Origin of the sequence: Nocardioides oleivorans, assembly GCF_004137255.1 — a bacterium.
Taxonomy (GTDB): domain Bacteria; phylum Actinomycetota; class Actinomycetes; order Propionibacteriales; family Nocardioidaceae; genus Nocardioides; species Nocardioides oleivorans.
In genome coordinates, this window is the sequence record NZ_SDWT01000001.1 from 2947189 (window position 1) to 2962800 (window position 15612).

General features: G+C 73.0%; 15 protein-coding genes. All 15 read left to right on the plus strand.

What is annotated here, in order from left to right:
- The first annotated feature begins 3 nt into the window (after positions 1-3).
- Positions 4-2211 carry an ATP-dependent DNA helicase RecG gene (locus tag EUA93_RS14135; RefSeq protein WP_129400715.1) on the plus strand — a complete coding sequence of 736 codons (2208 nt, stop codon included), beginning with the start codon at positions 4-6 and terminating at the stop codon, positions 2209-2211.
- Positions 2212-2221: 10 nt separating this feature from the next.
- Positions 2222-2791, plus strand: coding sequence for a 16S rRNA (guanine(966)-N(2))-methyltransferase RsmD (gene rsmD, locus EUA93_RS14140; protein WP_129400716.1), 570 nt, complete (start codon positions 2222-2224; stop codon positions 2789-2791).
- A gap of 41 nt (positions 2792-2832) precedes the next feature.
- Complete coding sequence (coaD, locus tag EUA93_RS14145; RefSeq protein WP_129400717.1) at positions 2833-3318, plus strand: pantetheine-phosphate adenylyltransferase; 486 nt, start codon at positions 2833-2835, stop codon at positions 3316-3318.
- An 88-nt stretch (positions 3319-3406) separates the two neighbouring features.
- On the plus strand, positions 3407-3970 hold the full coding sequence (locus EUA93_RS14150; protein WP_129400718.1) for a YceD family protein: 564 nt from the start codon (positions 3407-3409) through the stop codon (positions 3968-3970).
- 49 nt (positions 3971-4019) lie between these two features.
- The gene (gene rpmF / locus EUA93_RS14155; protein ID WP_090972061.1) at positions 4020-4205 is read left to right on the plus strand and encodes a 50S ribosomal protein L32; all 186 of its coding nucleotides are present in this window, start codon (positions 4020-4022) and stop codon (positions 4203-4205) included.
- A complete protein-coding gene (gene rnc / locus EUA93_RS14160; protein WP_129400719.1) occupies positions 4160-4912 on the plus strand; it encodes a ribonuclease III in 753 nt (250 codons plus the stop codon). The genes rpmF and rnc overlap by 46 nt, the downstream gene beginning before the upstream one ends.
- A gap of 13 nt (positions 4913-4925) precedes the next feature.
- The gene (gene mutM, locus EUA93_RS14165; protein WP_129400720.1) at positions 4926-5792 is read left to right on the plus strand and encodes a bifunctional DNA-formamidopyrimidine glycosylase/DNA-(apurinic or apyrimidinic site) lyase; all 867 of its coding nucleotides are present in this window, start codon (positions 4926-4928) and stop codon (positions 5790-5792) included.
- 101 nt (positions 5793-5893) lie between these two features.
- Complete coding sequence (locus EUA93_RS14170) at positions 5894-6100, plus strand: hypothetical protein (protein WP_129400721.1); 207 nt, start codon at positions 5894-5896, stop codon at positions 6098-6100.
- A 75-nt stretch (positions 6101-6175) separates the two neighbouring features.
- Positions 6176-7420 carry an MFS transporter gene (locus EUA93_RS14175; RefSeq protein WP_129400722.1) on the plus strand — a complete coding sequence of 415 codons (1245 nt, stop codon included), beginning with the start codon at positions 6176-6178 and terminating at the stop codon, positions 7418-7420.
- A 20-nt stretch (positions 7421-7440) separates the two neighbouring features.
- Entirely contained in the window at positions 7441-8802 is a 1362-nt protein-coding gene (locus tag EUA93_RS14180) for an FAD-binding oxidoreductase (protein WP_129400723.1), read from the plus strand.
- Between the two features lie 37 nt (positions 8803-8839).
- Complete coding sequence (locus EUA93_RS14185) at positions 8840-9943, plus strand: pyridoxal-phosphate-dependent aminotransferase family protein (RefSeq protein WP_129400724.1); 1104 nt, start codon at positions 8840-8842, stop codon at positions 9941-9943.
- Positions 9936-10415, plus strand: coding sequence for a GNAT family N-acetyltransferase (locus EUA93_RS14190; protein WP_129400725.1), 480 nt, complete (start codon positions 9936-9938; stop codon positions 10413-10415). The genes EUA93_RS14185 and EUA93_RS14190 overlap by 8 nt, the downstream gene beginning before the upstream one ends.
- Positions 10416-10532: 117 nt before the next feature.
- Positions 10533-14087, plus strand: a complete 3555-nt coding sequence (smc, locus tag EUA93_RS14195) for a chromosome segregation protein SMC (protein ID WP_129400726.1) — start codon at positions 10533-10535, stop codon at positions 14085-14087.
- 52 nt (positions 14088-14139) lie between these two features.
- Entirely contained in the window at positions 14140-15156 is a 1017-nt protein-coding gene (locus tag EUA93_RS14200; RefSeq protein WP_129400727.1) for a hypothetical protein, read from the plus strand.
- Positions 15153-15608, plus strand: a complete 456-nt coding sequence (locus EUA93_RS14205) for an acyl-CoA thioesterase (RefSeq protein WP_129400728.1) — start codon at positions 15153-15155, stop codon at positions 15606-15608. Before EUA93_RS14200 ends, EUA93_RS14205 begins: the two co-directional genes overlap by 4 nt.
- Positions 15609-15612 lie beyond the last annotated feature (4 nt).

Genomic DNA, 15612 nt, shown 5'->3' on the forward strand with positions numbered 1-15612 from the left:
ACCATGGTCGCGATCACCCCGGAGAGCCCGATCGGAGCGGTCTTCGGCACCCACCACAAGAAGCGCAAGCTCGCCGAGGAGGGCCTGGGCCTGGCCACCGTCGGCGACCTGCTCCGCCACTTCCCGCGCCGCTACGTCGCGGCCACCGAGCTCTCCGAGGTCGCGACGCCGGTCGTCGGCGAGCAGCTGACGATCGTCGGCGAGGTCCGCTCGTGCGAGAGCGCGTCCTTCTTCTCCGGCAACCGCCGCCAGTTCCGTACAACGGTGAGGTTGCGCACCGACGGACCCGACTTCTCCATCACCATGTTCAGCCCCTACCAGGGCCAGGCCGACCGCTACGAGGCGGAGTTCCGTCCGGGCAGCCGGGCGGTCTTCACCGGCAAGGCCAAGCTGTTCCGGCAGAGCTGGCAGCTCGAGCAGCCGCACGGCTTCGCCCTCGACGGGCCGGAGGCGGCCACCCTCAGCAACCTGATGCCGGTCTACCCGCTGACGGCCAAGCTCTACACGTGGGACCTGCAGAAGGTCGTCTCGGCCGCGCTCGACCTGGTGACCGACGTGCCGGACGTCTTCACGCCGGAGCTGCGTGAGCGCTTCGAGCTGCTCACGGTCATGCAGGCGCTCCGCTGGATCCACGCGCCCGACGACTGGGGCCAGCTCGGAGCCGCGCAGAAGCGCTTCCGCTTCGAGGAGGCGCTCGTGCTCCAGCTCGTGCTGGCCCGGCGCCGCGCGGTCCTGCGGGCGCAGGGCGCGCAGTCGCGGGTCGGTCGCCGCGACGGGGTGCTGGCGGCGTTCGACGAGCGGCTGCCGTTCGAGCTCACCAACGGCCAGCGCGAGATCGGGGACCTCGTCGCCGACGAGCTCGCGCGCGACCACCCGATGAACCGCCTGCTCCAGGGCGAGGTCGGCTCGGGCAAGACCCTCGTCGCGCTGCGCGCGATGCTCCAGGTCGTCGACGCCGGCGGCCAGGCGGCGCTCCTCGCCCCGACCGAGGTGCTGGCCCAGCAGCACCTCCGCTCGATCTCCGCGATGCTCGGCGACCTCGCCCAGGGCGGGATGCTCGGCGGTGCCGCCGAGGCCACGACCGTGGTCCTGCTCACCGGGTCGATGGGCAGGGCGGCGCGGCAGGAGGCGATGCTGAAGATCGTCACCGGCGAGGCCGGCATCGTCATCGGCACCCACGCGATCCTCGAGGACCGCGTCGAGTTCGCCGACCTCGGGCTCGTCGTCGTCGACGAGCAGCACCGCTTTGGCGTCGAGCAGCGCGCGGCCCTCACCGACAAGGCCGGCTCCCCGCCCCACGTCCTCGTCATGACCGCCACCCCGATCCCGCGCACCGTCGCGATGACGGTCTTCGGCGACCTCGAGACGTCCGTGCTCGCCGAGCTCCCCGCAGGGCGGGCGCCGATCCAGTCCAACGTCGTGCCCCTGGCCGACCAGCCCACGTGGATCGACCGTGTGTGGCAGCGCGTGCGGGAGGAGGTCGCGCAGGGACACCAGGCCTACGTCGTGTGCCCACGTATCTCCGGCGACAACGGCGAGGAGGGCGAGTCCGACCAGCTCGACCTCGACGAGGACGGCAAGGAGGTCGCGCCCAGGCGCTCCCTGGCCGCGGTCGAGGAGGTCCACGCCGAGCTGGCGGCCGGTCCCCTCGCCGGGCTGCGCACCGCGATCCTCCACGGCCGGCTCGCGCCGGAGGAGAAGGACCGCACGATGCGTGCGTTCGCGGCCGGCGAGATCGACGTGCTGGTCTCCACGACCGTCATCGAGGTCGGCGTCGACGTCCACAACGCCACGGTGATGGTGCTCCTCGACGCCGACCGGTTCGGCGTCTCGCAGCTCCACCAGCTGCGCGGCCGCGTCGGACGTGGCGGGCTGCCGGGGCTGTGCCTGCTGGTCTCGCACGCCGAGGCCGGCTCGCCCGCCCGCGACCGCCTCGACGCGGTGGCGGCCACCACGGACGGCTTCGAGCTCAGCCGGGTCGACCTCGAGCAGCGGCGCGAGGGCGACGTCCTCGGGTCCCACCAGTCCGGGTTCCGCTCGAGCCTGGTCTCGCTGCGGGTGCTCCGCGACGAGAAGACCATCGACCGTGCCCGCGACGCCGCGGAGGCGCTACTCTCCGAGGACCCTGCGCTCGAGCAGGCGCCCGCCCTGGCCGCAGCCGTGGCCGAGGTGGAGCGGTCGGCGGCGTCGGGATTCATGGAGAAGGGCTGACCACGGGCACATGACTCGGATCATCGGGGGGACGGCGGGCGGTCGCCGGCTGGAGACCCCGCGCGGCCAGACGACCCGACCCACGAGCGACCGGGTCCGTGAGGCGCTCTTCTCGGCGATCGAGTCGCGCACCGGCTCGCTCGACGGGCTGCGCTTCCTGGACCTCTACGCCGGCTCGGGCGCGGTCGGCCTCGAGGCGTGGTCGCGCGGTGCCGGCGTCGTCACGCTGGTCGAGCAGGACCGGCGTACGGCCTCGCTCATCACACGCAACGCCGCCACGCTCGGCTTCTCCCGTGCCAAGGTCGTCGCCACCACCGTCTCGACGTTCCTCGCCGCGCAACCGGCAGCCCCCTACGACGTGGTCTTCCTCGACCCGCCCTACCCGACCACCGACGCCGAGGTCGACGCGGACCTGGCCGCGCTGGTGTCGCAGGGGTGGCTCGTCCCGGGTGCGATCGTCATCGTCGAACGGGCCGTCAAGCGCACGGTCGTCACCTGGCCGGACGGCATCGAGGCGGAGCGCACGAAGCGCTACGGCGAGACCGCGCTTTGGTACGGTCACGCCACCCCGGCAGCCTGATCGCCGGACCTGTCCGCGTCCCCCTGGGAAAGGCCACGCCCGTGCGTCGCGCAGTCTGCCCCGGGTCGTTCGACCCGGTGACCAACGGCCACCTCGACATCGTCGGCAGGGCCGCGAGGCTGTTCGACGAGGTGGTCGTCGCCATCGGCGTCAACGCCTCCAAGAGCCGGCTCTTCACCCCCGACGAGCGGATCGCGATGCTGGAGGAGGCCACCGCCGGCATCCCGAACGTCCGCATCGCCGGGTTCGAGGGGCTCATCGTCGACTTCTGCCGCGAGGTCGACGCCGTGGCGATCGTCAAGGGCCTGCGCGGCTCCGGCGACTACGAGTACGAGCTGCCGATGGCGCAGATGAACTCGCACCTCACCGACGTCGAGACCGTGTTCCTCCCCAGTGCCGTCGGCAACGCGTTCGTCTCCTCCAGCCTGGTCAAGGAGGTCGCCGCGCTCGGCGGCGACGTGCGCGGGCTGCTGCCCGAGCCGGTGCGTGAGCAGCTCGTGCGCCGCCTGGCCGAGCGCCGCTCCTGAGCCGCACCCACCCACTCGTTTTGCCCCGTCGGCCGGGCGCCGGATACGATTCCGAGGTTGTGTTGGTGTCCAGAAGTGGGAGTTCGTCGTGAACAGCCTGGACCCGAGGGCGCCGCTCGTGCTCGATACTCGCGAGCTCGGCCGCCGCCCGGGGTCCCAGCGTGAGCTCGAGCTCTCGGTTCCGGCGCCAGCAGAACTTGGTATCGAAGTCCTCTCTGTCCCCGAAGGATCGCTGGTCGAGCTCGACCTGCGGCTGGAGGCGGTCATGGAGGGCGTGCTGCTCACGGGCACGGCCACGGCCGCGCTCGCCGGGGAGTGCGTACGGTGCCTGGAGCCGATCGAGGACGAGATCCACGCGCGGCTGCAGGAGCTCTACGTCTACCCTGATCAGCACGACAAGGCCGCGGAGCACGACGACCGTGACCTGGACGACGAGACCAGCCGGCTCGAGGACGACCTGATCGACCTCGAGCCACTGCTGCGGGACGCGGTGGTGCTCGCACTGCCGTTCCAGCCGCTGTGCATGGACGATTGCCCCGGGTTGTGCACCGAGTGTGGTGCACGGCTCGCGGACGACCCGGACCACTCGCACGAGGCGCCGATCGACCCGCGCTGGGCAGGACTCCAGCAGCTGCAGGACCCCACAGACTGACCACCTCGCCGGGAGACCCCGGTGGAGCATCGAGCAACAGGAGACAACCATGGCTGTTCCGAAGCGGAAGATGTCGCGGAGCAACACGCGTCACCGTCGTTCGCAGTGGAAGGCCGTCGCGCCGACCCTCGCGACCTGCGCCAACCCCGCCTGCGGCGCCAAGCACCTCCCGCACCGCGCGTGCGGCCAGTGCGGCCAGTACGGCGCGCGCGCCGACCGTCGCCAGGTCCTCTGAGCACCGACGAGCTCCGCTCGGCGCTCGGTGATCCGGTCCTGGATCCCGAGCTGCTCGAGCGCGCCCTGACCCACCGCTCGTTCGCCTACGAGAACGGGCAGATCCCGACCAACGAGCGCCTGGAGTTCCTCGGGGACTCCGTGCTCGGGGTCGTGGTCACCGAGACGCTCTACCGCACCCACCCGGACTTCTCCGAGGGCCGGCTGGCCAAGCTGCGCGCGGCTGTGGTCAACGCCCGCGCCCTGGCCGACGTGGCGCGCGAGATCGAGCTCGGCCAGCACATCATGCTGGGCCGCGGCGAGGAGACGACCGGCGGTCGGGAGAAGGCCTCGATCCTGTCCGACACCGTCGAGGCCGTGATCGGCGCCATCCACCTCAGCGGGGGCATGGAGGAGGCCGCCAAGGTCGTCCACCGGCTCTTCGACCCGGTGATGGAGGCCGCGGCCTCGATGGGCGCCGGCCTCGACTGGAAGACGTCCCTCCAGGAGCTGTCCGCCGACCTGGGTCTCGGCGTGCCCGAGTACCTCATCGAGGACGACGGCCCCGACCACATGAAGACCTTCGCCGCGCGCGTCCGCGTCGGCGAGCAGGTCCTCGGCAACGGCAAGGGCCGCTCCAAGAAGGAGGCCGAGCAGGGCGCAGCGGAGACGGCCTACCGCGAGATCGAGGCGGCCCACGCCTCGACCACCGCCGGCCCCGACGCCTGAGCCCCGAGCACCCGTGCCGGAGCTCCCCGAGGTCGAGGTCGTCCGCGCCGGCCTCCAGCGCCACGTCGTCGGCAGCACGATCGTCGCCGTCGAGGTGCTGCACCCGCGTCCCGTACGCCGTGACCACCGCGGCCCCACCGGGTTCGCCGCCGCACTGACCGGCCAGCGCATCGACGCCGTACGCCGTCGCGGCAAGTACTTCTGGCTCGCGCTGGCGAACGGCGACGCGCTCCTCGGCCACCTCGGCATGAGCGGCCAGATGCTCTTCCACGAGCCCGGCGCCCCCGACGAGCGCCACCTGCGCGTGCGCTTCACGCTCGCCACGCCCGCCGGGCGGCCGCTCGAGATGCGCTTCGTCGACCAGCGGATGTTCGGTGGCCTCGCCGTCTCGGCCGGTGGCGCCGACCTGCCCACCGAGATCGTCCACATCGCCCGGGACCCGATCGACCCCGAGTTCGACGACGAGGAGTTCGTGCGCCGCACCCGGCGTCGTACGTCCGGCATCAAGCGGTTGCTGCTCGACCAGGGCCTCGTCTCCGGCGTCGGCAACATCTATGCCGACGAGGCGCTGTGGCGCGCGAGGCTGCACGGCGAGCGGCCGGGGGACCGGCTCACCCGGCCGGTGCTCCGCGAGCTCCTCGGCCACGTCCGAGCCGTGATGGGCGAGGCACTCGCGCAGGGCGGCACGTCGTTCGACGCGCTCTACGTCAACGTCAACGGCGAGTCCGGCTACTTCGACCGCTCGCTCGACGCCTACGGCCAGGAGGGCAAGCCCTGTCGGCGCTGCGGCACGCCCATCCGGCGGGTGGCGTTCATGAACCGTTCGTCCTACTTCTGCCCGCGGTGCCAGCGCCGGCCGCGCACGGTCCCGCACGCTTGACCCACGCATGAATTGACCCGCCGCGACCACGGTGGGACTCTTGTAGACGGCCGCCTCGCGGCCACCGCCCCGATTGCTGATGGACATCTGAAAGGCGCCCCATGGCGAAGGCTCTGATGGGTCATGTGACCAACGAGCTGCGTACGACCCCGGCAGTGTCGGTGGAGAACCGGCGACTCCGTCGCCGCGTCGAGGACCTCGAGTCGATGGTCCTCCGCCTCCAGGCCGACAACGACCGCCTCCAGGCGGCCGCCCGGGAGATGGCCCGCGACGGCGCCCGCGCCGCCGAGGACCTGCAGCCTGCCTGACCCGGTCACCAACCGGTCACCACTGGTGAAAACGATGTGCGGCCACGGCGGCCGCGCACGTAGGCTCACGACCTTGTGAGCACCCTCGTCGAGACCGTCTTCCCGGCCCGTCTCGGCCACGGCTTCCGATGGCTCGTCGGCTCGTCGTGGGTGACCAACCTCGGCGACGGGATGATGATCGCGGCCGGCCCGCTGCTGGTCGCCTCCCAGACCCGCAACCCGGTGCTCGTGTCGTCGGCGATGCTCGCGCTCACCGCGCCCTGGCTGGTCTTCGGGCTGCTGGCCGGTGCCCTGGCCGACCGGCTCGACCGGCGGCTGGTGATCATGGCGGCCAACGCGGTGCGGGGCACCGTGCTCGCCGGGCTCGTGGTCGTGATCATGACCGGGCACGTCAACATCGGGCTCGTGCTGGCCGCCATGGTGGCGCTCGCGACCGCCGAGACGTTCGTCGACGCGACCTCGGGCACCCTGACGCCGATGCTGGTCGACAAGGCCGACCTCGGCATCGCCAACTCCCGGCTGATGTTCGGGATGATCACCGGCAACCAGCTCATCGGGCCGGCCGTCGGAGCACTGCTCTTCTCGGTCGGGATGGTGTGGCCGTTCGCGGTCACCGTCGCGTGCATCGTCGTCGGCATCACCCTCGTGTCCCGGATCGGTACGGCGCCGGGTGCGGTCCGCGGTGAGGTCGACACCCACATCCGCAAGGACATCGCCGAGGGCGTGCGCTGGCTGATGGGCAGCCCGCCCGTGCGCACGCTGGCGTTCATCATCGTCGTCTTCAACGTCACCTGGGCCGCTCCGTGGGCCGTGCTGGTGCTCTGGGCGCTCGAGCGGGTCGGCATCGACGAGGCCGGCTTCGGCCTGCTCACCACCGCGTCCGCGCTCGGCGGCCTGCTCGCGACGTTCGCCTACGGCTGGCTGGAGAGGAAGGTCCCGCTCGCGACGCTGATGCGCACGGTCCTGCTCGCCGAGGTGCTCTTCCACCTGGCGATGGCGCTCACCACCTCCCCGTGGGCGGCGTACCCGCTCATGTTCTTCTTCGGCGCCTACGCCTTCGTGTGGGGCACGCTGTCGATGGCCGTGCGCCAGCGGGCGGTGCCCAAGGAGCTGCAGGGGCGCGTCGGGTCGGTCTACATGATCTGCGTGATGGCGGGCATGCTCGTCGGTTCCTTCCTCGGCGGCGTGATCGCGCACTACTGGGGCCTCACCGCGCCGTGGTGGTTCGCCTTCGTGGGTGCGGGAGTGACGCTCGCGCTGGTGTGGCGCTCGCTCGGCCACATCGCGCACGCGGACGCGGACGCGGTGCCTGTCGCGTAGCGGGATGGTTCGATGGGTGGATGGATGCCGTCGCCGAGCTCGTCGAGTCCCTGCCCGCCGGGGTGGTCGCCACCGATCCGGCCACGATGGACGGCTACCGCTTCGACTGGTCGAAGGACACCGGTGCCGGCACGCCCGTCGCGGTCGTCCGCGCCGAGGACGCCGCTCAGGTGCAGGCCGCGGTCAGGTGGGCGGCGCGGCACGGGGTGCCGGTCGTCCCACGCGGGGCCGGGTCGGGACTCTCCGGCGGGGCCAGCGCGGTCGACGGGGGCATCGTGCTCAGCCTCGAGCGGATGCGGGCCATCGAGATCGACGCCGACTGCCAGGTGGCGGTCGTCGAGCCGGGCGCCTTCAACGCCGAGGTGAAGGCGGCGTCGAGGGAGCACGGCCTCTGGTACCCGCCCGACCCCTCGTCCTACGAGATCTGCTCGATCGGCGGCAACGTCGCCACCAACGCCGGCGGGCTGTGCTGCGTGAAGTACGGCGTGACCACCGACTACGTCCTCGGCCTCGACGTCGTGCTGGCCGACGGGACCCTCGTCACCCTCGGCGGCAAGCGCATCAAGGACGTGGCCGGCCTGTCGCTGCTCAAGCTCTTCGTCGGCTCCGAGGGCACGCTCGGCATCGTCACGCGGGCGATCCTCCGGCTGGTCCCGGTGCCGCTCCCGCCCGCGACGCTGGTGGCCTCGTTCGGCTCGGTGGTCGACGCGGCGCGGGCCGTGGTCGACGTACGACGCACGCTGCGGCCGTCGATGATGGAGCTGATGGACCAGGCGTCGATCAACGCCGTCGAGGACTTCTCGCCGCGCGGGCTCGACCGGACGGCGGGCGCGCTGCTGGTGGTGCAGTCCGACGCCCCGGGTGACGCGCGGGTCGCCGAGATCGCGGTGGTGGAGGCGGCCTGCGTGGCGGCCGGCGCCTCCGAGGTCGTGGTCACCGACGACCCGGCGGAGGGCGAGATGTTCGTCGAGGCCCGGCGGATGGCGTTCCCCGCCGTCGAGGCGCGCGGGGCGCTGCTCCTGGAGGACGTCGGCGCACCGGTGCCGCTGCTGCCCGACCTGCTGGCCGCGGTCGCCGCGATCGCCGTCGAGCACGCCGTGGAGATCCCGACCGTCGCGCACGCGGGCGACGGCAACACCCACCCGATCATCGTCTACGACGCCGCCGACCCCGACTCCGAGCGCCGTGCGCGCCTCGCCTTCGACGACATCCTGCGCGCGGCCATCCGGCTCGGCGGCACGATCACCGGCGAGCACGGCGTGGGACGCACCAAGAAGGGCGCGCTGCCCGAGCAGCTCGGCGAGGACGTGATGGCGCTGAGCCGACGGGTCAAGGACGCGCTCGACCCGGCCGGGATCCTCAACCCGGGTGCCGTGCTGTGACGCGCCGACCTTCCGGGTGGGGTCTACGGTCGGTGCCATGATCCGCGAGCGCCACCTCTTCGGTCCCGGTCCCTCGAACCCCTACCCGGAGGCCACCCGCGCGCTGGCCTCGCCCCTGCTGGGGCACCTCGACCCGGAGTTCCTCCGGATCATGGACGAGACGTGCGAGATGCTCCGCACGGTCTGGGGCACGTCCAACGCCCGCACCCTCCCGCTCAGCGCGACCGGCTCGGCCGGCATGGAGGCGGCCTTCGTCAACACCGTCCACCCGGGCGACGTCGTCGTGGTAGCGGTCAACGGGCTGTTCGGGCAGCGGATGACCGACGTGGCCGCGCGGTGCGGGGCCGAGGTCGTCGCGGTGGAGCACGAGTGGGGCCAGCCGGTCGACGTCGACCGCGTCCTGTCCGCGCACCCGTCGCCGGCGATCATCGCCGCGGTCCACGCCGAGACCTCCACCGGCGTCCGATCGGACGTCGAGGCGCTGGGCGCCGGCAAGGGCGACGCCCTCCTGCTCGTCGACGCGGTCACCTCGATCGCCGGCATCGAGCTGCGCGCCGACGACTGGGGCATCGACATCGGCTACGCCGGCACTCAGAAGTGCCTCGGCGTCGCCCCCGGCCTCGCGCCGTTCACCATCGGCGACCGCGCGTTCGAGCGACGCGTCGAGAAGCCGCGCTCGTGGTACCTCGACCTCGGGATGCTCGGCGGCTACGTCGGGGAGGCCGGGGTGAAGGACGGCGGCAAGGGCCAGCGGACCTACCACCACACCGCGCCGACCGCGATGGTCGCCAGCCTGCACGCGGGCCTCACCCGGATCCTCGAGGAGGGCCTCGACGCGGTGCACGCACGGCACCGGGCAGCCGGTGACGCGCTGCAGTCCGGCCTGCAGGACCTGGGCCTCGAGCTGTTCGCCGCGGAAGGCAGCCGGCTGCCGGAGCTCACCACCGTCAAGGTGCCCGAGGGCGTCGACTCCGCCGCTGTGCGCCGCGAGCTCCTCGAGCGCTTCGACCTCGAGATCGGCGCCGGAGCCGGGCCGTACGCCGCCAGCGTGTGGCGCATCGGCCTGATGGGCCGCAACGCCCGTCCCGACGCCGTGCTCCTTGTGCTGGCCGCGCTGAAGGACGTCCTCGGCCGTGGCTGAGGCCGTCCGGCTGAGGTCGATGACGGAGGACGAGTACGACGCCTACCGCGCCGACGCCGAGCGGGACTACGCGCAGCAGATCGCCGACTCCGGCCAGCTCGACCTCGATGCCGCCACGAGGCGCTTTGCGTTGGAGTTCGCCCAGCTCCTTCCCGACGGCCTGGCGAGCCCGGGCATGCACCTCTGGACGGCGCTCGCGGGTGAGCCGGGCGATGCGGTCGGCCTCGGCTGGGTCGAGCTGCGCGAACGCGCTGCCGGGACGTCCGCATGGGTCTACGACATCCGCGTCGACGCGGGCCGGCGCGGCCAGGGTCTGGGGCGCGGGCTGATGGAGGCGCTGCAGGACGCGTCCCGCGAGCTCGGTGCGACCACCGTCTCGCTCAACGTCTTCGGCCACAACACCGCCGCGATCCGGCTCTACGAGACGCTGGGCTACTCGGTCACCGCGCAGCAGATGAAGCGGGAGCTCTGAGCCTCCCGTGCGGCGGGCGCGCCCACGGGTAGGGTGAGCCGCGCTGAGCTTCCCCAGTTGTCAGTGAGCCGTGCCTGACCCTGCCTGACCCATGCCTGATCCGGTGAGGAGCCCGCGTTGTACCTGAAGAGCCTGACCCTCAAGGGGTTCAAGTCCTTCGCGTCCTCGACGACGATGCAGCTCGAGCCGGGCATCACGTGCATCGTCGGGCCCAACGGCTCGGGCAAGTCCAACGTCGTCGACGCCCTCGCCTGGGTGATGGGCGAGCAGGGTGCCAAGAGCCTGCGCGGCGGCAAGATGGAGGACGTCATCTTCGCCGGCACGTCCGGTCGTCCGCCGCTCGGTCGCGCCGAGGTGCAGCTGACCATCGACAACACCGACGGTGCGCTGCCGATCGACTACGCCGAGGTCACCATCAGCCGCACGATGTTCCGCAACGGCGGCTCGGAGTACGCCATCAACGGGCAGTCGTGCCGGCTGCTCGACGTGCAGGAGCTGCTCAGCGACTCCGGCATCGGCCGCGAGATGCACGTGATCGTCGGGCAGGGCCAGCTCGACACGATCCTGCACGCCACGCCCGAGGACCGACGCGGCTTCATCGAGGAGGCTGCCGGCGTCCTCAAGCACCGCAAGCGCAAGGAGAAGGCGCTCCGCAAGCTCGACGCCACCGACGGGAACCTGACGCGGCTCGCCGACCTGCTCTCCGAGATCCGCCGCCAGCTCAAGCCGCTCGGCCGGCAGGCCGAGGTCGCCCGCCAGGCGCAGACGGTGCAGATGGACGTCCGCGACGCCCGCGCCCGCCTGCTCGCCGACGACCTCGTCACGGCGCGCACCTCGCTCGAGTCGGAGATGGCCGACGAGACGCTGCTCAAGGAGCGCCGCGAGCAGGTCGAGGCCCAGGTCGCGGCCGGGCGCGAGCAGGAGGCACGCCTCGAGGCCGCCCTGCGCGACGACCTCCCGCGGCTCGCGGCGGCCCAGGAGACGTGGTTCGCCCTGTCCGGGCTCAAGGAGCGGCTGCGTGGGACCGGCTCGCTCGCCGACGAGCGGATCCGCAACGCGGCCGGCGCCTCCGACGCCGACACGGTCGACTCCGGCCGCGACCCCGACGACCTCGAGGCGCAGGCCGAGCGCGTGCGCGCGCAGGAGGCCGAGATCGCCGAGCAGGTCGAGCAGCACCGCACGGCGCTCGACGCGGCCGTCGTGGCCAGGCGCGAGGCCGAGGAGGCGGCAGCTGCCGAGGAGAAGCGGATCGTCGGGCTCCAGCGCGCCGCCGCCGACCGACGCGAGGGACTGGCCCGCCTCACCGGCCAGGTCAACGCGCTGAAGTCGCGCTCCGAGGCCGCCGACGCCGAGATCCGGCGACTCACCGACGCCCGCGAGGACGCCGCCACCCGGGCCGAGCGCGCGCAGCGCGACTTCACCGCGCTCGAGACGAAGGTCGCCGGCCTCGACGCGGGCGAGGAGGGCCTCGACTCCGAGCACGAGGAGGCCGTCACCGCCCTCGACGAGGTCGAGGAGCAGCTGGCGAAGGCCCGCGAGGACGCCCAGCAGGCCGACCGCGACCGCGCCGGGCTCGTCGCCCGCCGCGACGCCCTCGAGATCGGGCTCAACCGCAAGGACGGCGCCGGTGCGCTGCTCGCCGCGACGGGGGAGGTCGGCGGGCTGCTCGGATCCGTCGCCGCGCTGCTCGACGTCGAGCACGGCTTCGAGACCGCCGTCGCTGCCGCCCTCGGCACCGCCGCCGACGCCGTGGTCGTCGCCGACTCCGACGCCGCGGTCGAGGCGATCGGCCACCTCAAGGCCGACGACCTCGGTCGCGCCGGGCTGCTGCTCGGCGGCGCGCCCGCGGTCGACCGCGACTGGCCCGCGCTGCCCGACGGCGTGCGCTGGGCCGTCGACGCGGTGACGGCACCCGACGACGTACGCCCGGCGCTGCTGCGCCTGCTCCACCAGGTCGCTGTGGTCGACGACCTCCCGGCCGCCCGGCGCCTGGTCGCCGACCTGCCCGGCGTCGTCGCCGTCACCCGCGAGGGCGACCTCCTCGGGTCGCACTTCGCCGCCGGCGGCTCCACCAGGCAGCCGAGCCTGATCGAGGTGCAGGCCGCGGTCGACGAGGCCAGTGCCAGGCTCGCCGAGGCGACCGCCACGACCGAGCGCCTCGGCTTCGAGATCTCCCGGCTCGAGGCCTCCCGCCACGACACCCTCAAGCGGGTCGACGTCGCCCTCGCCAAGCTGCACGAGTCCGACGCCACGCTCGCCGCGGTGGCCGAGGAGCTCGGCCAGCACGGCTCGCAGGCGCGGGCCGCCAAGGGCGAGGCCGAGCGCCTCGAGCGCTCCATCGTCACCGCGCGCGAGGCCCGCGAGGCCGACCTCGCCGGTCTGGTCGAGCTCGAGGCCCGCCTCGCCGCCGCCGAGGACGTCACCGACGAGGAGCCCGACACCTCCGAGCGCGAGCGGCTCGCCGAGTCGGCGCGGGAGGCCCGCCAGGGAGAGATGGACGCCCGGCTCGGCCTGCGCACCGCCGAGGAACGTGCCCGCGCGCTCAACGGTCGCGCCGACTCGCTGCTGCGCGCCGCCCAGGCCGAGCGCGACTCCCGTGCCCGCGCCGCCGAGCGTCGCGAGCGGCTGATCCGCGAGGGACGCGCCGCGCAGGCCGTCGCCGCCGCCGTACGCGTCGTGCTGCACGAGCTCGAGCGCTCCGTGATGCAGGCCGCCGACGAGCGCGCCGCCGTCGAGGAGTCGCGCCGGGGGAGCGAGGAGCAGCTGATGACCGTACGGACGACGCTGCGCGACCTCGGGCGTGAGCACGACGAGCTCGTCAGCTCGGTCCACCGCGACGAGATGGCGCGCACCCAGCAGAAGATGCGCATCGAGCAGCTCGAGGAGCGCGCGCTCGAGGAGCTGGGCATGGACCCCGACGGGCTGGTCGGCGACTACGGCCCCGAGACGCTCGTCCCGTTCACCGGCGAGGTGCCCGAGGGCGAGGAGGCTCCCGAGCCGACGGCCTACGTCCGCGAGGAGCAGGTGAAGCGGCTGCGCACCGCCGAGCGCGCCCTGTCGATGCTCGGACGGGTCAACCCGCTCGCGCTCGAGGAGTTCTCGGCCATGGAGGAGCGGCACAAGTTCCTCACCGAGCAGCTCGAGGACCTCAAGCGCACCCGCAAGGACCTCCTCGACATCGTCCGCGAGGTCGACTCCCGCGTCGAGCAGGTCTTCACCGAGGCCTACGCCGACGTCGAGAAGGCCTTCGACTCGACCTTCGCCCGGCTCTTCCCGGGCGGCGAGGGCCGACTGGTGCTGACGGCCCCCGACGACATGCTCAACACCGGCATCGAGGTCGAGGCGCGGCCAGCCGGCAAGAAGGTCAAGCGGCTCTCGCTGCTCTCCGGCGGTGAGCGCTCGCTCGTCGCGGTGGCGTTCCTCGTCGCGCTCTTCAAGGCCCGGCCCTCGCCGTTCTACATCCTCGACGAGGTCGAGGCGGCGCTCGACGACACCAACCTCGGACGCCTGCTCGAGATCTACGAGGAGCTCCGCGAGAACTCCCAGCTCCTGGTGATCACCCACCAGAAGCGCACGATGGAGGTCGGCGACGCGCTCTACGGCGTCACCATGCGCGGCGACGGAGTGTCCGCCGTGATCAGCCAGCGCCTGCGCGACGCCGAGTCGGCGTGACGTCGGGCTGACCGTGACCGACGCACGACGGCCCCCCGCGACGAGCCGGGCCGTGGCGGTCATCGGGCTGCTGCTGCTCGCTCCGCTCTGCGCCGAGCTGCTCTCCGCCTACCTCGCGGTCGCCGGAGACGTGGCCACCTCGGCGTTCCTGGTGCTGTTCCTCGGGCCGCTCTACGGCGGCGCGGCGCTGCTCATCAGGGACGTGGCGGTGCGCACCGGACGCGGCTGGATCGGCGTGGTCCTCCTGGCGACCGCCTTCGGGGTGGCCATGACCGCCCTGATCGACCTGAGCCTGTGGACGACCGACCGCACCGATGTCGCGGGCTGGACCGCGATCGTCGGAGCCGCCCGGGTGTCGGGGATCAGTGCCTTCGCCCTGGCGTCGTGGGTCGGCGGGCACGTGGCCCTGAGCATCGGCGCCCCGCTCCTCCTGGTGGAGGCCGGTGTGCCCGCCGTGCGCGGCCGCCCGCTGCTGGGGCGCCTCGGGACCGGGATCACCCTGCTCGCCGCCCTCGCCGTCGCGACCGCCGTGCACCACGATCCCGAGCGCAGCGGGGTGCTGCACACCTCCCTCCCGCGCTACGCCCTCGCGTCGGCGGTCGTGCTGGCCCTGGTCGCGGCAGCGCTCTCCCCGCTGGGCCGTCCGCGACCGCCGGTCGACGGGCGGCGGGCGGGACCGCCCTGGCGGGTGTTCCTGATCGGGGTCGTGCTGACCGCCCTGCTCGACCTCGCCCCGCCGGGCTGGGTCGGGGTCACGTGCATCGCCGCCGCCGCGGTGCTCGCCGTCGCACTCGTCGGGAGGCTGGTGCGCTCGCCGAGGTGGACCCGGAGGCACGCGGTGGCACTGGCCCTGGGCGTCGTCCTGGAGCGCACCGCGATCGGTGCGCTCGCGCCGCCGCCACCGGGCGTGCCGGCCGCAGCAGTGGTCGCCCAGGCCGCGGTGCTGGCGCTGATCCTGCTGGTGGTCGGCGGCTGGGCCTGGCGCGGCGCCGGGCGCCCGGCACCCGCCGGGGACGGCCGACCCGGTGCCGGGTCGGATCCCGGCCTGGTGGAGGGTGTTCGACGATGAGCACCTCGCCCACCCCTCCCACCCGGTCCGACTACGTCACCTGGCGCACCGCCACGACCCGCTGGCGCGACGACGACGCCTACGGCCACCTCAACAACGCGACCTACTACGAGCTCTTCGACACGGCCGTCAACGCCTACCTCTACGAGGCCACCGGGGTCGACGTCCGGGCGCTCCCGCAGATCGGGGTCGTCGCCGAGACCGGCTGCCGCTACTTCCGCGAGATCGGCTTCCCCGAGCCGATCGAGATGGGCCTGGTCGTGGACAAGGTCGGCACCAGCTCGATCGTCTACCGGATCGGGCTGTTCCAGGGCTCCTCCGAGCTGGCCGCTGCCGAGGGGCGCTTCGTGCACGTGTACGTCGACAACTCCCGCGGCGCCGGCGACCGGCCGGTCACTCCCATGCCCGACGTCGTCCGCGCGGCCGTCGTACCCCTCCTGCGTCCGGCCTGAGCAG

Excerpts from the sequence above, each read along its gene's own strand:
- EUA93_RS14135 (WP_129400715.1), top strand. The coding sequence starts at position 4 with ATGGTCGCGATCACCCCGGAGAGCCCGATCGGAGCGGTCTTCGGCACC.
- rsmD (WP_129400716.1), top strand. The coding sequence starts at position 2,222 with ATGACTCGGATCATCGGGGGGACGGCGGGCGGTCGCCGGCTGGAGACC.
- rpmF (WP_090972061.1), top strand. The coding sequence starts at position 4,020 with ATGGCTGTTCCGAAGCGGAAGATGTCGCGGAGCAACACGCGTCACCGT.
- EUA93_RS14170 (WP_129400721.1), top strand. The coding sequence starts at position 5,894 with ATGGCGAAGGCTCTGATGGGTCATGTGACCAACGAGCTGCGTACGACC.
- EUA93_RS14180 (WP_129400723.1), top strand. The coding sequence starts at position 7,441 with ATGGATGCCGTCGCCGAGCTCGTCGAGTCCCTGCCCGCCGGGGTGGTC.
- EUA93_RS14185 (WP_129400724.1), top strand. The coding sequence starts at position 8,840 with ATGATCCGCGAGCGCCACCTCTTCGGTCCCGGTCCCTCGAACCCCTAC.
- EUA93_RS14205 (WP_129400728.1), top strand. The coding sequence starts at position 15,153 with ATGAGCACCTCGCCCACCCCTCCCACCCGGTCCGACTACGTCACCTGG.